The organism is Bacillus sp. ISL-47, assembly GCF_018613175.1.
Classification (GTDB): Bacteria; Bacillota; Bacilli; order Bacillales; family Cytobacillaceae; genus Cytobacillus.
The window spans coordinates 18,805-35,415 of record NZ_JAGGQS010000058.1 but is presented as its reverse complement, the minus strand read 5'-3'; the positions used below and the strand labels follow the sequence as shown (position 1 = coordinate 35,415).

Here is a 16,611-nt window from a genome sequence, read left to right as displayed (position 1 = left end):
CCGATATATCGGAAAACTAACCGATATATTAAAGATTTGACTGATAAACTATGTAATCTGACCGATAAATATTTTGCCAGTTTGAAAAAGGGAATAATAACAGAGAGACTTTTCTATTAAAATTATAATGCTTTGCCGTTATTCTCCTAAATTAGTATAATAGAAAAAACTGAACTAATAGAAAAACCGGGAGAACAGCAATGAAGCGTAAAAAAAGCAAAAAAAGAGTAAAACGCAGTTCAAATATAGCTTTATTATTATTTACGATTATTTTTTCCTTTGTCCTAATTGACCAATTTCTAAAGCTCAACGTAGAGGAAAAAGCGGTGAAGTTCCTGCCAAATCCTGTAGCTGAAGATGTGCACAAATACACGCCGGTTCTTCGAAGGGAATTGGAAGAGGTAAATCTTGAAGAATATACGTTGGTGCTTGCGGCTATTATGCAGCAGGAAAGCAAAGGAAAGGGCGGAGATCCCATGCAGGCCTCTGAATCTGCAGGTTTGCCCCCCAACTCCATCAGCGATCCGGAAAAGAGCATTAAACAGGGAGTAAAACATTTTCAGAGAGCTTTTAATTATGGCAACCAGAAAAATGTAGATTTCCCTACCGTTATCCAGGCTTATAATATGGGGATTGGCTATATTGACTTCGTAGCTAAGCAAGGCGGGAAGCATAGTGAGGAGATAGCCAAGAAGTTCTCTCTTGTACAGGCAGAAAAGAACCCCCAGGTTTATAACTGCGGCGGTGATAAAAATAACTTCCGCTACCCATATTGTTATGGCGATTTCACTTATACAACGAAAGTAACCAAAAACATAGAAATCCTAACAGCAAGCAATTCTGAGAAGACCGGGGATTTTAAATCGGTTTGGTAAACGGTCTCCAACACTGGTGCAAAAATAAAACATAATAAATATTGTAGTCAAAAACCGCACTAAAAAATTTTGTGCGGTTTTTGGTTTGTATTTTTTTAAAATACTCTTCTTTATTCATAATTCATATTTAAATACGTTCTATATGTGTTATGTTAAAACCACTTCTCTTTCAAACCAAAAAACCCCTCACTTTTATATTTTTAAGCTGATGGGGTTTAAAAGTATTCTCCAAGAGGAATTGTTCATAGGTCATGACTGAAGCTATTTAGATTATGGCAGCAGTAGCAAGTAACCTTTATTTCTGAGTATTGTTTAGCGCAGGATTTTGCCGAGAGCAGCATCGTTAAATGATTATTGTCAGCCAGATTGTCCATTTAGTGATGTAAATTATGTTTTACCGCCATGTTAAATTTCCGCATCAAGGTATATTTTTTTATTGCCTATCATATAAATGGGCTGTTGTCTGTTTTTTCTCTTTGGTTCAAAAATTATATTTTAATAAGTTTTTACATAAAAAATGAAACTAAATAGCTTTTCAATCGTCTATATATACGTGAGTTTATTTTCTGTTAAGTAATTAGATGGTTCTATCATTTCATAGAAAGATCACTTAAAAGCACTTCGGGTTCAGAGCCTAAAGTACTGTTCTTATAGGCGGGAATAGCTGTTTTATCCGGACATGCTTGACTTTTTGCAAAAACGGAGTATAGTTATATTCTTGCACAGTACTTTAAGTTATTTCTTAGTTTGTTCATAGTTTTTTAATATTTAACAGTTATACTAATTACTAGATTGATTGCCAACATATGATTTTAAAATTGATAGTGAATTATGTTAGAATAATGTGCTAGAAGGTAGGTGTATGATTTTGAATACTTTACTTCAAAAGAGTCATGGTATTTTTAATAAATATATTGGCTTTTTCTTTTTGGCAGTATTTCTGCTTTGGATGAAAACGTATATAACTCAAATGACACAATTTAATTTAGGTATTGAAAGTACATTGCAGCAGATCCTTTTATTTATTAATCCGCTTGGGTCTTCACTGCTATTTTTAGGACTTGCATTTTTCTTTAAGGGAAGAAAGAAGTATATAGCCTTAATGGTTATTTATTTCATTTTATCTTTCCTACTATTTGCGAACGTGGTGTACTATCGTTTCTTTAACGACTTTATTACGCTGCCTACATTAACCCAAACCCAAAACTTTGGTGATGTAAGCAGCAGTGTAAGCTCTCTTTTGAATTCCTATGACTTCCTTTTCTTTATTGATGTTTTAGTGCTGATAGGATTGCTTGTTTTTAAAGTCGTAAAAGTTGAAACAAAGGATATGTCCCGCCGCAGAGTGGCAGCATTGATTTATGCCTCACTGGCTGTTTCCTTTGCAAACCTGGGCATTGCTGAAACAGACCGTCCTGAACTATTAACTAGAGGATTTGACCGCAACTATATCGTTAAGTATCTGGGTATGTACAACTATACGATCTATGATGCGGTACAAAGTACGAAAGCATCCGCTCAGCGTGTTATGGCGGATAGCAGTGATACAACAGAAGTCATAAACTTTACAAAATCGAATTACGCAGAACCGAACCCGAAGTACTTTGGTGCAGCAGAGGGTATGAATGTGATTTATCTTCATCTTGAATCTATTCAGACGTTCCTTATGAACTATGAGTTGCATGGTGAAGAAGTAACGCCATTCTTAAACTCATTAACACGTGAAGAAAACACAATGTATTTTGATAATTTCTTCCATCAGACTGCGCAAGGTAAAACAGCAGATGCCGAGTTTATCTTGGAAAACTCTTTATACGGATTGCCACAGGGCTCTGCATTCACAACGAAAGGTATGAACACATACCATGCTGCTCCGGCGATCTTGAAGGATAAAGGCTATTCATCTGCCGTATTCCACGGTAACTCCGGAAGCTTCTGGAACCGTAATGAGATTTATAAATCATTTGGCTATGACAATTTCTTTGATGCAAACTATTATGATCTAAAGCCAGAGGACATGGCTGACTATGGATTAATGGATAAACCATTCTTTGAGCAATCCATGCCATATTTGGAATCACTTCCACAGCCATTTTACTCAAAATTTATTACTGTATCGCATCACTATCCGTACCATATGGATCAGGAGAAGGCGACGATTGAGCCGCATACAACTGGCGATAAATCGGTGGATAATTACTTCCAGACAGCCCGTTATGCTGACGAAGCACTTAAAGAGTTCTTTGAGCAGCTTAAAGCATCCGGCCTGTACGACAACTCCATTATCGTGATGTACGGTGACCATTATGGTATTTCCAAAAACCATAACAAAGCAATGGAAGAAGTTCTCGGCAAAGAAATTACGCCGTTTGATAGTGCTGGACTTCAGCGTGTTCCATTATTTATTCGTGTACCTGGCATGGAAGGCGGAGTAAACCATGAATTTGGCGGTCAGATTGATTTAATGCCAACTCTAATGCACTTGCTGGGTATCGATACTAAAGATTATCTGCAGTTTGGTACAGATTTATTATCAGAACAGCACGATGATCTTGTACCGTTCAGAAACGGTGACTTTATGAGCCCGACAATCTCTTCTGTTGACGGCAAGTTCTATGATTCAAAGACAGGCGAACTGCTTGAAGAAGAACGTTTGGAAGAAGCGAAAAAGCTTCAGGAAAGTGCTGAGCAAAAACTGGCGCTTTCTGATAAAGTAGTAAATGGCGACCTGCTTCGTTTCTACACACCTGAGAATTTTGAACCGGTAGACCGTTCGGAATATGACTATAAACCTGAAAAATCCGAAGGTGCAAATACAGAAGTGGAAAGTGAAAAAACAGTAGAAGAACAATCTAATAAATAAATAAAAAAGGCTGCCTGGGTAAATCCAGGCAGCCTTTTTGCTGTTTTGGTATTAGGGATGTTGGTCTTATAATGCCTTTCGTTCCCTTATGCTTTCTTTAACCCGTGGGGCCTCGTTAGTTTGACGATCCTGTTCAGATAAATAATATTCCGAGCTAAAGGAGTTTTTAGGCTCTTCCAGCCAGAAAAAGCAAATGGCAAAGCTGATCAGCGCCCCGGCTGCCAGGATAAAAAAGAAAGTTTGTGGTGAAACGAAAGTATACAGGATTAAATAGATCGTTGCCCCGACATTTCCATAAGCTCCTGCCATTCCGGCTATTTGCCCTGTTATCCGTTTTTTTATCATGGGGATGACGGCGAAGGTTGCCCCTTCAGCTCCTTGTATGAACATGGAAGTCAGAATCGTCATCATAACAGCAGCGAATAATGGCCAATTGGAATCGATAAACCCCATACCTAAGAGGCCGGCCGAAATACCAAGCATATAAACGAGCATGACTCTCTTTCTGTTTCCCATCCGATCCGAGAGCATGCCGCCGAGTGGACGGGCAATAAGATTAATAAAAGCGAAAGAAGCTGCAATCAATCCGGCTGTCGAAGGTGTCAGGGAGAATGTCAGCTGAAAGAACATGGGCAGCATGGATACAATCGCAAGCTCTGCGCCGAAGTTCGCAAAGTATGTACTGTTCAACGCAGCCACGTTTTTAAATTTATATTGATCTTCCTCGGGAACTCCCGCTTTTAATATAGGAATATTCACTTCCAATATCTTATAAACCTGTATAAGAAATACCAGTCCAATCAGGCTCCAGACAATATATAAAGCACTCTCCGACATAAAGCCCAGATTTTCAATTCTCCAGGCACTGACGGCTAGAGCGCCGCTAAGCGGGATGGACCATACGATTAGACGAAACATATCTCCCCATGTGCTAACCTCCATGGCCCCTGATCTTTTCGGTTTAACGAGGGATTTTCCTTCAGGGGTATCCTTTACAGCCCAATAGTAGAATACTCCATAAGCAAAACAAATAAGTCCTGTTAAGGCTAATGCGTATCTCCATCCGTCTTCGCCTCCCAAAAGGTTTAAGCCGATAACCGGCAGGATCATGGCTGCCGCTGCAGATCCAAAATTCCCCCAGCCCCCATATATTCCTTCTGCAAAGCCGACATCTTTTGGGGGGAACCACTCAGAAACCATTCGGATGCCAATGACAAAGCTTGCACCTATACTGCCGAGGACTAAGCGGGATATCATCAGCTGGAGCCAATTATCTGCAAATGCGAAAATTAATGTTGGAATGGACATGACAATCAAAAGAGAAGAATAAACCAGTCGTGGGCCATACCGATCCAGCAGGTTCCCAATGATGATTCTGGCTGGAATCGTTAAGGCGACATTCAGAATACCTAGTGCAGCAATATGTTGTACAGTTAGCCATTTCATTTCCTCCAGCATGGTGGTAGCTAAAGGAGCCATGTTGTACCAGGTGAAAAATGAAATAAAAAATGCGAGCCATGTATAGTGCAATACTTTCATTCGCTCATCTTTAAATTTGAAAACATCTGTAACGTTCATTAAAAATCCTCCTTAAAAAGTCTGAATATTTTAACATCATCGCATACTTTAAATATTTATGTAATAGTTATGTAAGGTTTTCTTACATAATTCAAAATCCCTATTTCCATCTATATCCATTGCTGGCAGCGGGATTAAACGCTTACATATCAATAGAGAATAGGTAAAAACGGAGCATAAAAAGTAAATATGAAAGATGGGGCAAAAGTTTTGTAATGATGAAAATAATCAAAAAGTTATGTTAATTATAAATTTCATGTGATAATATCTAACATAACAAAAAGAAAAATATAGAAAGGTGGGAATCAAGTTGTTGGAGGGTTACTATGGCTAAAGAAAAACTAGTCCTTATTGGAAACGGAATGGCAGGAATTCGCTGTGTAGAGGAAATCCTCCATCAGGATCCCAACCGGTTTTCCATTTCGGTTTTCGGAAGTGAAAAGCATCTAAATTACAATCGCATCTTATTGTCTTCTATCCTGCAAGGGAAGTCTTCCATTGAAAATCTGACAATCCATAAATCTGATTGGTATGTGAAAAGGCAAATCGAATTATTCAACAATGAAACAGTTATGAAGTTAAACACTGCGCAAAAGGTACTTACTACAAATAAAAATCGGAAAGTTTCCTATGACAAGCTTATACTGGCTACTGGCTCGACTCCTTATGTCCCGCCGCTCCCCGGCTGCAGCAAAGAAGGAGTAATGACATTCCGTACTATAGAAGATTGCAGGCAAATCATTCATTCATCAAAAAAAGGTAAAAATGCCGTTGTAATTGGGGGAGGCTTACTGGGATTGGAGGCTGCTCAAGGCCTTATCCATTTAGGAATGGATGTCCATGTTATCCATAATGCAGCAAGAATCATGAATAAACAGCTGGACTCTAAAGCAGCAAATCTTTTGCAAAGATCGTTTGAGAAACAGGGCATAAAATTCTTATTGGAGAAGGAAACGCAATCCTTTGAAGGAAGCGGCCGTGTTGAAAGGGTTATTTTTATAGATGGAACAGAACTTCCCGCTGATCTGGTGATTATAGCAGCTGGTGTCAGGCCTAATATTAAGCTTGCACATGATTGTGGAATAAAAACGAATAGGGGAATATTAGTCAATGATTTTATGCAAACGAGTATCCCTGATATTTATGCTGTAGGTGAATGTGCTGAACATAGAGGGATTGTATACGGACTTGTAAAGCCGCTGTATGAGCAGGGAAAGGTACTGGCGAAACATATCTGCGGAAAGTTTACTGAGGAATATAAAGGTTCTATTTTATCTTCGAAGCTGAAGATATCCGGAACGGATGTATTTTCTGCAGGGGAGCTTTTTGAAAAAGGCTATAAAAAAGCTCTGACTTTATATGACGAAGATGAACAAACGTATAAAAAAATAGTGTTTAAGCATAACAAAATGGCTGGATTTTTATTAATGGGTGACATAAAAGACCATGTAAGGTTATTGGACATGATGGAGAAGAAGAAAGACTTTTCCGATGAAGAAAAGCTGCTTCTTTTGAATTCTTCTAAAAAGGAATGCAGCATAAGTTCAATGGCTCAAACCGGTATCGTTTGCAACTGTAATGGTGTCACAAAAAAGGCGATTGCAGAAGCTGTATTAACAAGAGGGCTGAAGACAGCAGAAGAAGTGAAAGAATGTACAAAGGCTTCTGGGGCATGCGGAGGATGCAGGCCGCTGGTCGAAGAGCTTCTGTACTATATAAAAAGCGATGATTTCCATGAAGATATTGAACCTGAAACATTATGTGCGTGTACGGATCTATCAGAAGAAGAGGTTGTAGAGGAGATCCAGCTTCGCGGATTGCAAAGTGTGGAAGGGATATTTACAGATCTTGGCTGGCGCAAAGAAAATGGCTGCCCCATCTGTGTGCCTGCTTTGCATTATATCCTGCGAATGACAGTTCCCGATTATGAGGGAGATGGTCAATCTGTCTTCGTTGGTGAAACACACAACGCAGTTAGGGAGGCAAACGGCACCTATACAATCAAACCGCAAATATATTTGGGAGAAACGAACAGCAATCAATTGCAAAGAATAGCAGCCGTAGCTGAACAATACAGTATTCCGGAAATAGTCATCAGCAATGACGGACGAATCATGCTAAAAGGAATCCAAGAGGAAGATTTGCAGAAAATTTGGCAGTCCTTAAACATGAAATTAATCCCTATACATGACAATAATTCAGTCAGCATCACCTTGCTTACCGGTTTCAAAGGCTGTAGCTGTGAAAATGGTATTTCAAAGAAACTGGCTCTCCAGCTTCAGAAAAAAACGGAATATCTAGCATCTCCGCACCGGCTGGAAATTGGAATCGCTTCTTGCATCCATGGCAGGGGAGGCTTTGGTGTTAAGGATATTGGAGTCATCAAACTTAGACAGTGCTGGGAAATCTATATCGGCGGAAATGCAGGAATCCAATTAAAAGCTGGAGAGCTTTTGGCTATTGCTTCAACTGAGAAGGAAGCGGAAGAGGTGATTTGCACATTGGTTCAATATTTCAGGGAATCCGCCAAATATTTGGAGAGTGTTTCGGAATGGACAGAAAGGATTGGGCTTATACACCTGCGGGAAGTGGTGTTTGATTTGGAGCTAAGAAAACTCTTAATCCAGCGCCTTGCAGAAGATTCATATAATTGCCGCCAAAAGTTACCCGTTTTTTAGTTTGTAAAGAAAAAAATGAACATATGAAAGGCGGAAAGGAATGAGCTATGACAGAACTGTTATTAAAATATTTCCGAACTAAGCAGCAGAAAGGTCAATCTGAGAAAATTTATGAGACACAATGTCCTTTCTGCAGTATGCAATGCAAAAAACAGGTAATTGAACAGTCTATTGTAACGAGGAAGCAATATCGGGTTATTGGAAAAGCAAATCCTGCATCACATGGACGTTTATGCATAAAAGGGATGAATGCCCATCAGCATGCTCTGCATCCTGAACGCCTCAAATATCCGCTTCAGAAAGTGGACGGGAAATTTGAACAGGTGTCATGGGAGAAAGCCATGGGGATGATTAAGGAAAAGTTCCAAGAAATTCAATCTGAGCATGGATTAAATGCTTTGTCCGTGTATGGCGGAGGCTCTTTAACCAATGAAACAGCTTACCTTCTGGGCAAATTTGCGAGAGTGGCATTAAGGACGAAATATATTGATTATAACGGGCGGTTCTGCATGTCTTCAGCTGCATCTGCTGCCATTCATGCTTTCGGGCTGGACCGGGGAATGACGAATGGATTAAATGATATTCCGCTGGCTGAATGTATCATTCTGGCGGGAACCAATATTGCTGAATGCCAGCCAACACTTCTTCCTTATTTTGAGAAAGCGAAGGAGAACGGCGCTTTTATTATCACCATTGATCCGCGGGAGACTGCCACAACTAAAATGGCAGACCTGCACTTAAAACCGAAGCCGGGCAGTGATGCAGCCTTGGCAAACGGGATTTTGAAGGTCCTGATAGAAGAAAAAGAGATTGATCTTCCGTTTATAGAGGCGAGGACAAAAGGATTTGAAGAAATTAAGGCCTATGTAGACACCCTTACGTTAGAAGAAGTTGAAGAATTGACTGGGGTAACTGCCAGTCAAATTAGGAAAACAGCTATTATATTTGGGAAAGCAGCAACCGGCATGGTTTTTACAGCAAGGGGCGTTGAACAGCAAACAGATGGATACCACACCGTCCGGAATTTTTTAAATATTCTTTTAATAACAGGGAAGATTGGTAAGCCTGGATGCGGCTATGGGGCAATCACAGGACAGGGAAACGGACAGGGTGGACGGGAGCATGGCCTTAAAGCTGATCAGCTCCCCGGTTACCGTTCCATTGAAAATCACGATCATCGCCATTATATCGCACGTGTTTGGAATATACACGAAAGTGAATTGCCAGGCAAAGGCGTCTCTGCTTATGAAATGATGAATAAAATCGAGGATGGTGAGATAAAAGGAATGCTATTAATGGGCTCAAATCCCATTGTCTCTAACCCGAATGCAGACTTTGTGAAAAAAGCCCTGAAAAAACTAGATTTTCTTGTTGCTGCCGATATGTTTATTTCAGAAACAGCAATGCTTGCCGATTTGATCCTGCCGGTAACTTCTTATTTGGAAAACGAGGGAACGATGACGAATCTGGAAGGAAGAGTGCTGCTTCGCCCGGCAAGCAAGCCGTGTCCTGGAGAAGTAAAACATGATTGGCAAATCATTTGTGAGATTTCCAGAATGCTAGGGAAGGAAGAGTATTTTTCTTTTTCCGGACCAGAAGAAATATTCAATGAACTAAGAGAAGCCAGCAGGGGTGGTACTGCCGATTATTATGGAATTAATTATGAGCGTCTTAAAAAGGGGGAAGGAATTCTATGGCCTTGCCCGGATCCTGGCCATAAAGGAACTGAAAGGCTTTTTGAACATTCCTTTGCCCACGAAGACGGAAAAGCTGTGATGATACCTGTATCCAATACATCTGAAATAGCAAAAGAGGCAACTGACGGGGAATATCCGCTGTTCCTTACGACAGGAAGAGTGATTGCCCATTATTTAACCGGAGTCCAGACAAGAAAAAGCCCATCACTAGCGGCAAGAAACTTTGAGTCTTTTGCTGAAATTCATCCGGAAACCGCTAAGAAGTACGGGATTCAGAATAAGTCATTGATGAAGATTAAATCAAAAAGAGGCAGCATTATTGTTAGGAGCCAATGGACAGAAGATATAAGGCAGGATACCATTTTTGTCCCTTTTCATTGGGCTGAAAATCAAAATGTTAATCTCCTGGTATCGGACCAGCTCGATCCTGTTTGCCGTATGCCAGGATTTAAAGTTACTGCGGTGAAAGTAAGTCACTTAGGAAACCTATAAGTTTAATAAGAGATACTTTATTCTAATAAATTCAAATGATCGGGGAGGCTGTTTTTAAAAATGGATAAGAAGAAATTGGTCCTTGTTGGGAATGGAATGGCTGGTGTCAGGGCAGTGGAGGAAATTTTAAAGATCGCTCCGGAGAAGTTTGAGATTACGATATTTGGAAGTGAGCCCCATCCCAATTATAATCGCATTCTATTATCAAAAGTTTTACAGGGGGATACAGAAGTAAAGGATATTACCTTGAATGATTGGGACTGGTATGAGGCCAACAATATTAGATTATATACAGGTGAAACGGTGGTGAAGGCAGATCCTGGAAGGAAGGTTGTCATCTCAGATAAAGGAAGAATTGAGCCATATGATGAGCTCATCCTGGCAACGGGGTCAGTACCATTCATCCTTCCAATACCGGGAGCTGAAAAGAAGGGGGTTACAGCTTTTCGGGACCTGGAGGATACCGATAAAATGCTGCAGGCTTCGAAAAAATATAAAAAGGCGGCTGTCATTGGCGGGGGATTGCTTGGTTTGGAGGCAGCAAGAGGCTTATTAAACTTAGGCATGGAAGTATCTGTGATTCATATCTCCCCTTATTTAATGGAAAGGCAGCTGGACGAAACTGCAGGAAAGCTATTGCAAAAAGAACTTAAAAAACAGGGTATGAACTTTTTACTTGAAAAACAAACACAGGCCATTATCGGAAATGAACGTGTAGAAGGATTGACCTTCAGTGACGGTACTGTGCTGGAAGCTGATTTGGTTGTAATGGCTGTTGGAATCCGTCCGAATATTAAACTTGCGCAGGAAAGCGGTTTACATGTGAATCGCGGCATTGTGGTAAATGATTTTCTTGAAACAAGTATTCCCCATATATATTCAGTCGGAGAATGTGCTGAGCATAATGGTATTCCATATGGTCTGGTCGCCCCTTTATATGAACAGGGGAAAGTGCTGGCCAAACATATTTGTCGTATGAAGACAGACCCATATAAAGGTTCTGTACTTTCAACCCAGCTAAAAGTGTCAGGTGTGGAAGTATTCTCTGCAGGAGATTTTTTAGAAGATAAAGAGAAAAAAGCCTTAAAAATATTTGATGACCATGAAGGTGTCTATAAGAAAATTGTCTTTCGTGGAAATCAGATCGTAGGAGCGGTTCTTTTTGGAGACAGCCAGGAAGGAAATCGTCTTTTCTCCCTGATTAAAAAGCAGGCCGATATCTCTGAAACTGCAAAGGTCTCCCTATTACAGCCGGTTGGCCAGGATCCGGGAGATAGCCTGGTCGCCGAAATGAGCAGCGAAGAAATAGTGTGCGGATGCAATGGTGTTTCCATAGGGACGATCATTGATGCCATTCAAGCTGAAGGATGCACAACAGTGGATCAAATTAAAGCCTGTACAAGCGCTTCCCGTTCCTGCGGAGGCTGTAAACCGCTGGTAGCTGATTTGCTTCAGCATACGCTTGGAGCGGATTTTGATCGAAGCATCCAAAAGGAAGCGATCTGCAGCTGTATTTCATTATCGAGGGAAGAAGTAGTTGAAGAAATACGATCAAAAGGGTTAACCCATGTTAAGGAAGTAATGAATGTCCTGGGCTGGATCACTGAGGAAGGCTGTTCCAAATGCCGACCAGCTATAAATTATTATTTGGGAATGGTTCATCCCACCCGATATGAGGATGAACGGGAATCTCGTTATGTCAATGAAAGAATGCATGCCAATATACAAAAAGACGGCACCTATTCGGTGGTTCCAAGGATGTACGGCGGAGTGACGAATTCGAATGACCTGCGCAAGATTGCCGATGTCGTTGATAAATATGAAATTCCTTTAGTAAAGGTAACCGGGGGCCAACGGATTGATTTATTCGGTGTGAAAAAAGAAGATTTGCCTAAAGTATGGTCCGACTTGGATATGCCATCAGGCTATGCGTATGGAAAATCGCTTCGCACTGTTAAAACTTGTGTCGGCGAGCAATTCTGCCGTTTCGGAACCCAGGATTCAATGGGTGTTGGGGTAGCATTGGAAAAGAAATTTGAAGGATTGCAGACTCCCCATAAAATCAAAATGGCGGTATCCGCTTGCCCTAGAAGCTGTGCTGAGTCAGGATTCAAGGATATCGGTTTTATTGGCATAGACGGCGGCTGGGAAATCTATGTTGGCGGCAATGGAGGCACCCATGTAAGAGGGGGAGATTTGCTTTATAAAGTGAAGACAGATGAAGAATTGATGGAAATCACAGGAGCTTACCTTCAATATTACAGAGAAACGGCCAGTTATTTGGAACGCACCTCTGCGTGGGTAGACCGTGTAGGTCTGGCGCATATCCAGTCGGTGCTGGATGATAAAGAGAAGCGCAAAGAATTAAATGCCCGAATGGATGAGGCGCTATCAGTATACAAAGATCCTTGGAAAGAGATTATCAATAACAATAAAACAAAAAATGAGTTATTTGAAAGTCTTGTAAGATCATAAATCATAGGATTGGAGGAGTTTCTATTGTTAAATAAAAGTGTTGTCAAGGTTCTGATAGGTTCTATGCATGATTTGCCTGAAAAACTGGGAAAAACGGTGAAAGTCGGCGGAACTGATATTGCTGTGTTCAGATTATCTAATGGGAAGATCCGTGCAATAGAAAATAGATGTCCCCATAAAGGCGGTGTACTGACTGAGGGATTGGTCAGCGGAGATTCTGTTTTTTGCCCCATGCATGATTGGAAAATTTGTCTGGAAGACGGCAAAGTGCAAGCTCCAGATACAGGGTGTGTTCAAACTTATAAAACAGTTGTTGAGAATGGTACAGTCTATCTTATAATAGAAGAATAAAAGAAGATTAGGCTGGAGGTTTTTTGGATGAAAAAGCTGGAGGGAAAGCGAATTGCTCTTCTTGGATCAAGAAAAATAGAAGAAATAAGCAAAATTGTTGAAAATCTGGGGGGTATCGCTGTTAGCAGGCCTGCGCAAGGTACATCCTTGCGTGTAGATACCAAATTAAAAGACCATATACAACGAATTACAGCAGGCAAGTTTGATTGGATTATCTTTACCACTGGTATAGGTGTGGAGACCTTGTATAATACAGCTTTAGAAATGGGGATGGGAGAAGAGTTTATTGGGACTCTTCATAATACAAGAATTGCAGCACGAGGCTATAAAACGGTTAATTTGCTAAAGAAGTTGGGACTATCACCTGAAGTCCGGGATGACGATGGAAGTACCGCGGGGCTGGTGCGCAGCCTAGCAGCTTATTCTTTTGAGAAAAGTAATGTGGCTCTTCAGCTTCATGGCGACCCTGCACCTAAGCTAATCCAGTGGCTGGACGAACAGCATGCTCAATATGAAGAAATTCTTCCGTATATCCACAATCCGCCGGAAACGGAAGTAATGGAAAGACTTCTATCTGAGCTGCTTGAAGGAAAACTGGAAGCAGCGGTTTTTACGAGTACTCCACAGGTACGTCATTTAATTCAATTTGCACGTAAACAGGATGCCGAAAATGTATTGAAAAGGGCTTTCTCCGATAAAGTTATTGCTTTGGCAGTCGGTAAGGTAACCGCACAAGCTTTATATGATGAAGGAATAAATCGGGTGATTTTCCCCAAGGTGGAGAGAATGGGCAGTGCTATTGTAGAACTGGCCAATTACTATCAGATGAACACCGGCGATTAAAAAGAAGACAAAGGGGTGGGGACTTGAAAAAAGGTAAGGTGTTTCTTGTAGGAGCAGGTCCTGGGGATGAAGGCTTGATGACAATTAAAGGGTTAAAAGCAATTCAGCAAGCAGATGTTATTTTATATGACCGGCTTATAAATCCCAGATTATTAGAGTATGCCCCTTCCCATTGTGTGTTGATTTATTGCGGGAAATTTCCGCAGCAGCATTTACTTAAACAGGAATTAATCAATGATTTTCTCATTCAAAAAGCAATGGACGGATGCAGCGTGGTCCGCTTAAAAGGCGGTGACCCGGGAGTTTTTGGCAGAGTCGGCGAGGAAGCCGAAGCGCTTGTAACAAATGAAATTCCATTTGAAATTGTTCCGGGAGTATCCTCCGGAATTGCGGCACCTTTATATGCAGGCATCCCTGTTACACATCGCGAATATGGTGTTTCCTTTGCGGTGGTAACAGGGCGTGACAAATCGAAAGAAGGGAAGCCCAATATCGATTGGGCCGGATTGGTTGCTAGTGTCGATACCATTGCCTTTTATATGGGTGTATCCAACATCTCCTTTATTGCTGAAAATCTTATCATGCATGGAAAACCGGAAGAAACCCCGGTCATTCTTATCCAATGGGGGACGTATGGAAGGCAGCAGACGGTGCAGGGAACCCTGGGGAATATTGCCAAAAAAGTGAAAGAGGCAGGAATTAAAAATCCTGCTGTTATTTTAGTAGGTCATATTGTTTCATTAAGGGATAAATTAAAATGGTTTGAAAAAAAACCTCTGTATGGAAGGCAAATTTTATTAGCTCGTACCGGTACCGCTAAAAGCCATGTAGCGGAAATGTTAAAAGATCAGGGGGCAGATGTCATTGAATTTCCGAAGTGGGCTAAAAAAGAAAGTCAGATAAATGAAACCATCCTCAATCAATTATTTATGTATGAGCGGATTTTATTCACCTCGCCTGAGGGTATCAACGAGTTTTTTGATTTGATGATTAGCAGAAAAATAGATATTAGAAACCTGCACGCAACGATTTACAGCTTGTCTAAAAAGTCGTTAAAGGTCTTAATGGAGCGGGGGATATCTGGTCATCTGGCGGATGAAATGGATCATTGCAGAGGGCTTTTAATTATTGGTAACCGTAAAATGGATGAAAATAGAGGCTATTATTTTGACCGTTATGGAAAACATGATATTTTTCAGACCAGCGAAACTATACTAGATGAAGCTTTTATTCCTGTGGTAAGAAATATGCTTATGGAAGCTTCACTTGATACAATCGTATTTCCAAGCAGTACCTCTGTGGATGCCTTTATCGAAAATGGAAGTCTATATGGTATAGAGGCAGAAGAAATCATAAAAAACTCAACAGTAATTTGCATGGGAAGCAGTTCGGAAAAGCGAATCAGGGAGTTTGGGTTTGAGCCCGATTCTACTCCTGCAGAACCATGTGCATCTAAGTTGCTGGAGGCATTAATTCTAGATAAAGTGCAGGAAAGAGTATTATGAACCATATAAAACGATAAATGAATTCTTTTCCGGCCTGTACAAAAATGGGGCCGGTTTTTTACTTTGATTATGGGATTAGAAACTAATTTAAATTAATTCACATTTTTTCCCCAAATAATATTGAAAGGGTTTTCACCGCGTGTTATTATTACAACGTAAACGTTTTCGTAATCAATCTAAAAAATAGTGAAATAAAGTAGGTGGGATATGTCCTTTACCATCAAAGATGTTGCCAAAAAGGCAAATGTTTCAATTGCAACCGTTTCAAGAATCCTGAATGGCCAGGGCGGCTATTCGGAAAGAACAAAATTAAAAGTTCTTAAAGTGATTGAAGAGCTTGGCTACCAGCCGAATGCGGTGGCAAGAGGATTAATAAATAAAAGAACCCATACGATTGGCGTGCTTTTTCCAAAGCTTTCCAGCTCCTTGGTTACTGATTTGCTGGACGGTATTGAAAAAGCCGCAAATGATAACGGTTCCAGCGTCATTGTCTGCCATACAGAATCAAATGGCGAGAAAACAATGAAATATCTTCAGCTGCTCATAGAAAAACGAGTAGACGGCATTATTTTCGCCAGTGAGATACTAAAAGATGAATATTATCAGTATGTGGCCAAGTCGAAAATGCCGATGATTTTGTTATCTACAGAATCGTATGCGTACCCGGTGCCGTTTGTAAAGGTCAATGACTTTCATGCAGCCTATTCAGCTGCCAAGTATTTGATCGATAAGGGGCATACAAAAATCGGGATGATAAGCGGTAATAAAGAGGACATCATTGCCGGTATTCCAAGGATAGAAGGCTTTAAAAAAGCGCTGGCCGATCACGACATTCCGCTGGATGATCAAAACATTGTTTTCAGCAGGGGATTTACCTTTCCTGATGGAGTCGAAGGCTTAAAAAGAATGGTCGATCAGTTTCCTGATGTCACAGCTATTTTTGCAGCTAGTGACGAGATTGCGATCGGTGCATTATCAGCCGCTTATCAAAGGGGAATTAAGGTGCCAGATGAGCTATCGGTCATGGGTTATGATAATTTGAGCCTTGCTGAAATGTCCATCCCGCCGCTGACCACAGTAGGACAGCCTTTGGCAAAAATGGGTGAAACATCTGCAGAAATGCTTTTTGCTCTTTTGGAAACGGGCGATACGCCTGAAAGCCGAATAATGCCGCATAAAATCGTTGAAAGAATGAGTGTGAAAGAGAGGAAATAATGACTCTCTTTTTCTTGGGCCGTTCACGTAAACGTTTAC

10 protein-coding genes are annotated in these 16,611 nt (G+C 40.7%); 9 read left to right on the top strand and 1 reads right to left on the bottom strand.

Going from position 1 to position 16,611, the window contains the following annotated elements:
* The first annotated feature begins 200 nt into the window (after positions 1 to 200).
* Together J7I93_RS19580 and ltaS are read left to right on the top strand one after the other, a co-directional pair.
* Positions 201 to 875, top strand: a complete 675-nt coding sequence (locus J7I93_RS19580) for a lysozyme family protein (RefSeq protein ID WP_214727730.1) — start codon at positions 201 to 203, stop codon at positions 873 to 875.
* Positions 876 to 1,737: 862 nt separating this feature from the next.
* A complete protein-coding gene (gene ltaS, locus J7I93_RS19575; RefSeq protein WP_214727729.1) occupies positions 1,738 to 3,738 on the top strand; it encodes a lipoteichoic acid synthase in 2,001 nt (666 codons plus the stop codon).
* Positions 3,739 to 3,804: 66 nt separating this feature from the next.
* Here ltaS and J7I93_RS19570 read toward each other — a convergent pair whose 3' ends face one another.
* Complete coding sequence (locus tag J7I93_RS19570; RefSeq protein ID WP_214727728.1) at positions 3,805 to 5,316, bottom strand: NarK family nitrate/nitrite MFS transporter; 1,512 nt, start codon at positions 5,314 to 5,316, stop codon at positions 3,805 to 3,807.
* Between the two features lie 326 nt (positions 5,317 to 5,642).
* Here J7I93_RS19570 and nirB (J7I93_RS19565) point away from each other — a divergent pair, with 326 nt between their 5' ends.
* The 7 genes from nirB (J7I93_RS19565) to J7I93_RS19535 all read left to right on the top strand — a co-directional run bounded on the left by nirB (J7I93_RS19565) (position 5,643) and on the right by J7I93_RS19535 (position 16,572).
* Complete coding sequence (gene nirB / locus J7I93_RS19565; RefSeq protein WP_214727726.1) at positions 5,643 to 7,994, top strand: nitrite reductase large subunit NirB; 2,352 nt, start codon at positions 5,643 to 5,645, stop codon at positions 7,992 to 7,994.
* 47 nt (positions 7,995 to 8,041) lie between these two features.
* Positions 8,042 to 10,183: an assimilatory nitrate reductase catalytic subunit NasC gene (nasC, locus tag J7I93_RS19560; protein ID WP_214727724.1), complete on the top strand. Its 2,142-nt coding sequence runs from the start codon at positions 8,042 to 8,044 to the stop codon at positions 10,181 to 10,183.
* A 60-nt stretch (positions 10,184 to 10,243) separates the two neighbouring features.
* Positions 10,244 to 12,658: a nitrite reductase large subunit NirB gene (gene nirB, locus J7I93_RS19555; protein ID WP_214727722.1), complete on the top strand. Its 2,415-nt coding sequence runs from the start codon at positions 10,244 to 10,246 to the stop codon at positions 12,656 to 12,658.
* A 24-nt stretch (positions 12,659 to 12,682) separates the two neighbouring features.
* Positions 12,683 to 13,009 (top strand): nitrite reductase small subunit NirD, encoded by a 327-nt coding sequence (gene nirD, locus J7I93_RS19550; RefSeq protein ID WP_214727720.1) that lies wholly within the window; start codon positions 12,683 to 12,685, stop codon positions 13,007 to 13,009.
* Positions 13,010 to 13,036: 27 nt separating this feature from the next.
* Entirely contained in the window at positions 13,037 to 13,852 is an 816-nt protein-coding gene (locus J7I93_RS19545) for a uroporphyrinogen-III synthase (protein WP_214727718.1), read from the top strand.
* A 23-nt stretch (positions 13,853 to 13,875) separates the two neighbouring features.
* A complete protein-coding gene (gene cobA / locus J7I93_RS19540; RefSeq protein WP_214727716.1) occupies positions 13,876 to 15,357 on the top strand; it encodes a uroporphyrinogen-III C-methyltransferase in 1,482 nt (493 codons plus the stop codon).
* 207 nt (positions 15,358 to 15,564) lie between these two features.
* Positions 15,565 to 16,572 (top strand): LacI family DNA-binding transcriptional regulator, encoded by a 1,008-nt coding sequence (locus J7I93_RS19535; RefSeq protein ID WP_214727714.1) that lies wholly within the window; start codon positions 15,565 to 15,567, stop codon positions 16,570 to 16,572.
* The last annotated feature ends 39 nt before the right edge of the window (positions 16,573 to 16,611 follow it).

Bases quoted from the DNA above. Each gene is read 5' to 3' on its own strand.
- J7I93_RS19580 (WP_214727730.1), top strand. From the start codon at position 201: ATGAAGCGTAAAAAAAGCAAAAAAAGAGTAAAACGCAGTTCAAATATA.
- ltaS (WP_214727729.1), top strand. From the start codon at position 1,738: ATGATTTTGAATACTTTACTTCAAAAGAGTCATGGTATTTTTAATAAA.
- J7I93_RS19570 (WP_214727728.1), bottom strand. From the start codon at position 5,316: ATGAACGTTACAGATGTTTTCAAATTTAAAGATGAGCGAATGAAAGTA.
- nirB (WP_214727726.1), top strand. From the start codon at position 5,643: ATGGCTAAAGAAAAACTAGTCCTTATTGGAAACGGAATGGCAGGAATT.
- nasC (WP_214727724.1), top strand. From the start codon at position 8,042: ATGACAGAACTGTTATTAAAATATTTCCGAACTAAGCAGCAGAAAGGT.
- nirB (WP_214727722.1), top strand. From the start codon at position 10,244: ATGGATAAGAAGAAATTGGTCCTTGTTGGGAATGGAATGGCTGGTGTC.
- J7I93_RS19545 (WP_214727718.1), top strand. From the start codon at position 13,037: ATGAAAAAGCTGGAGGGAAAGCGAATTGCTCTTCTTGGATCAAGAAAA.
- J7I93_RS19535 (WP_214727714.1), top strand. From the start codon at position 15,565: ATGTCCTTTACCATCAAAGATGTTGCCAAAAAGGCAAATGTTTCAATT.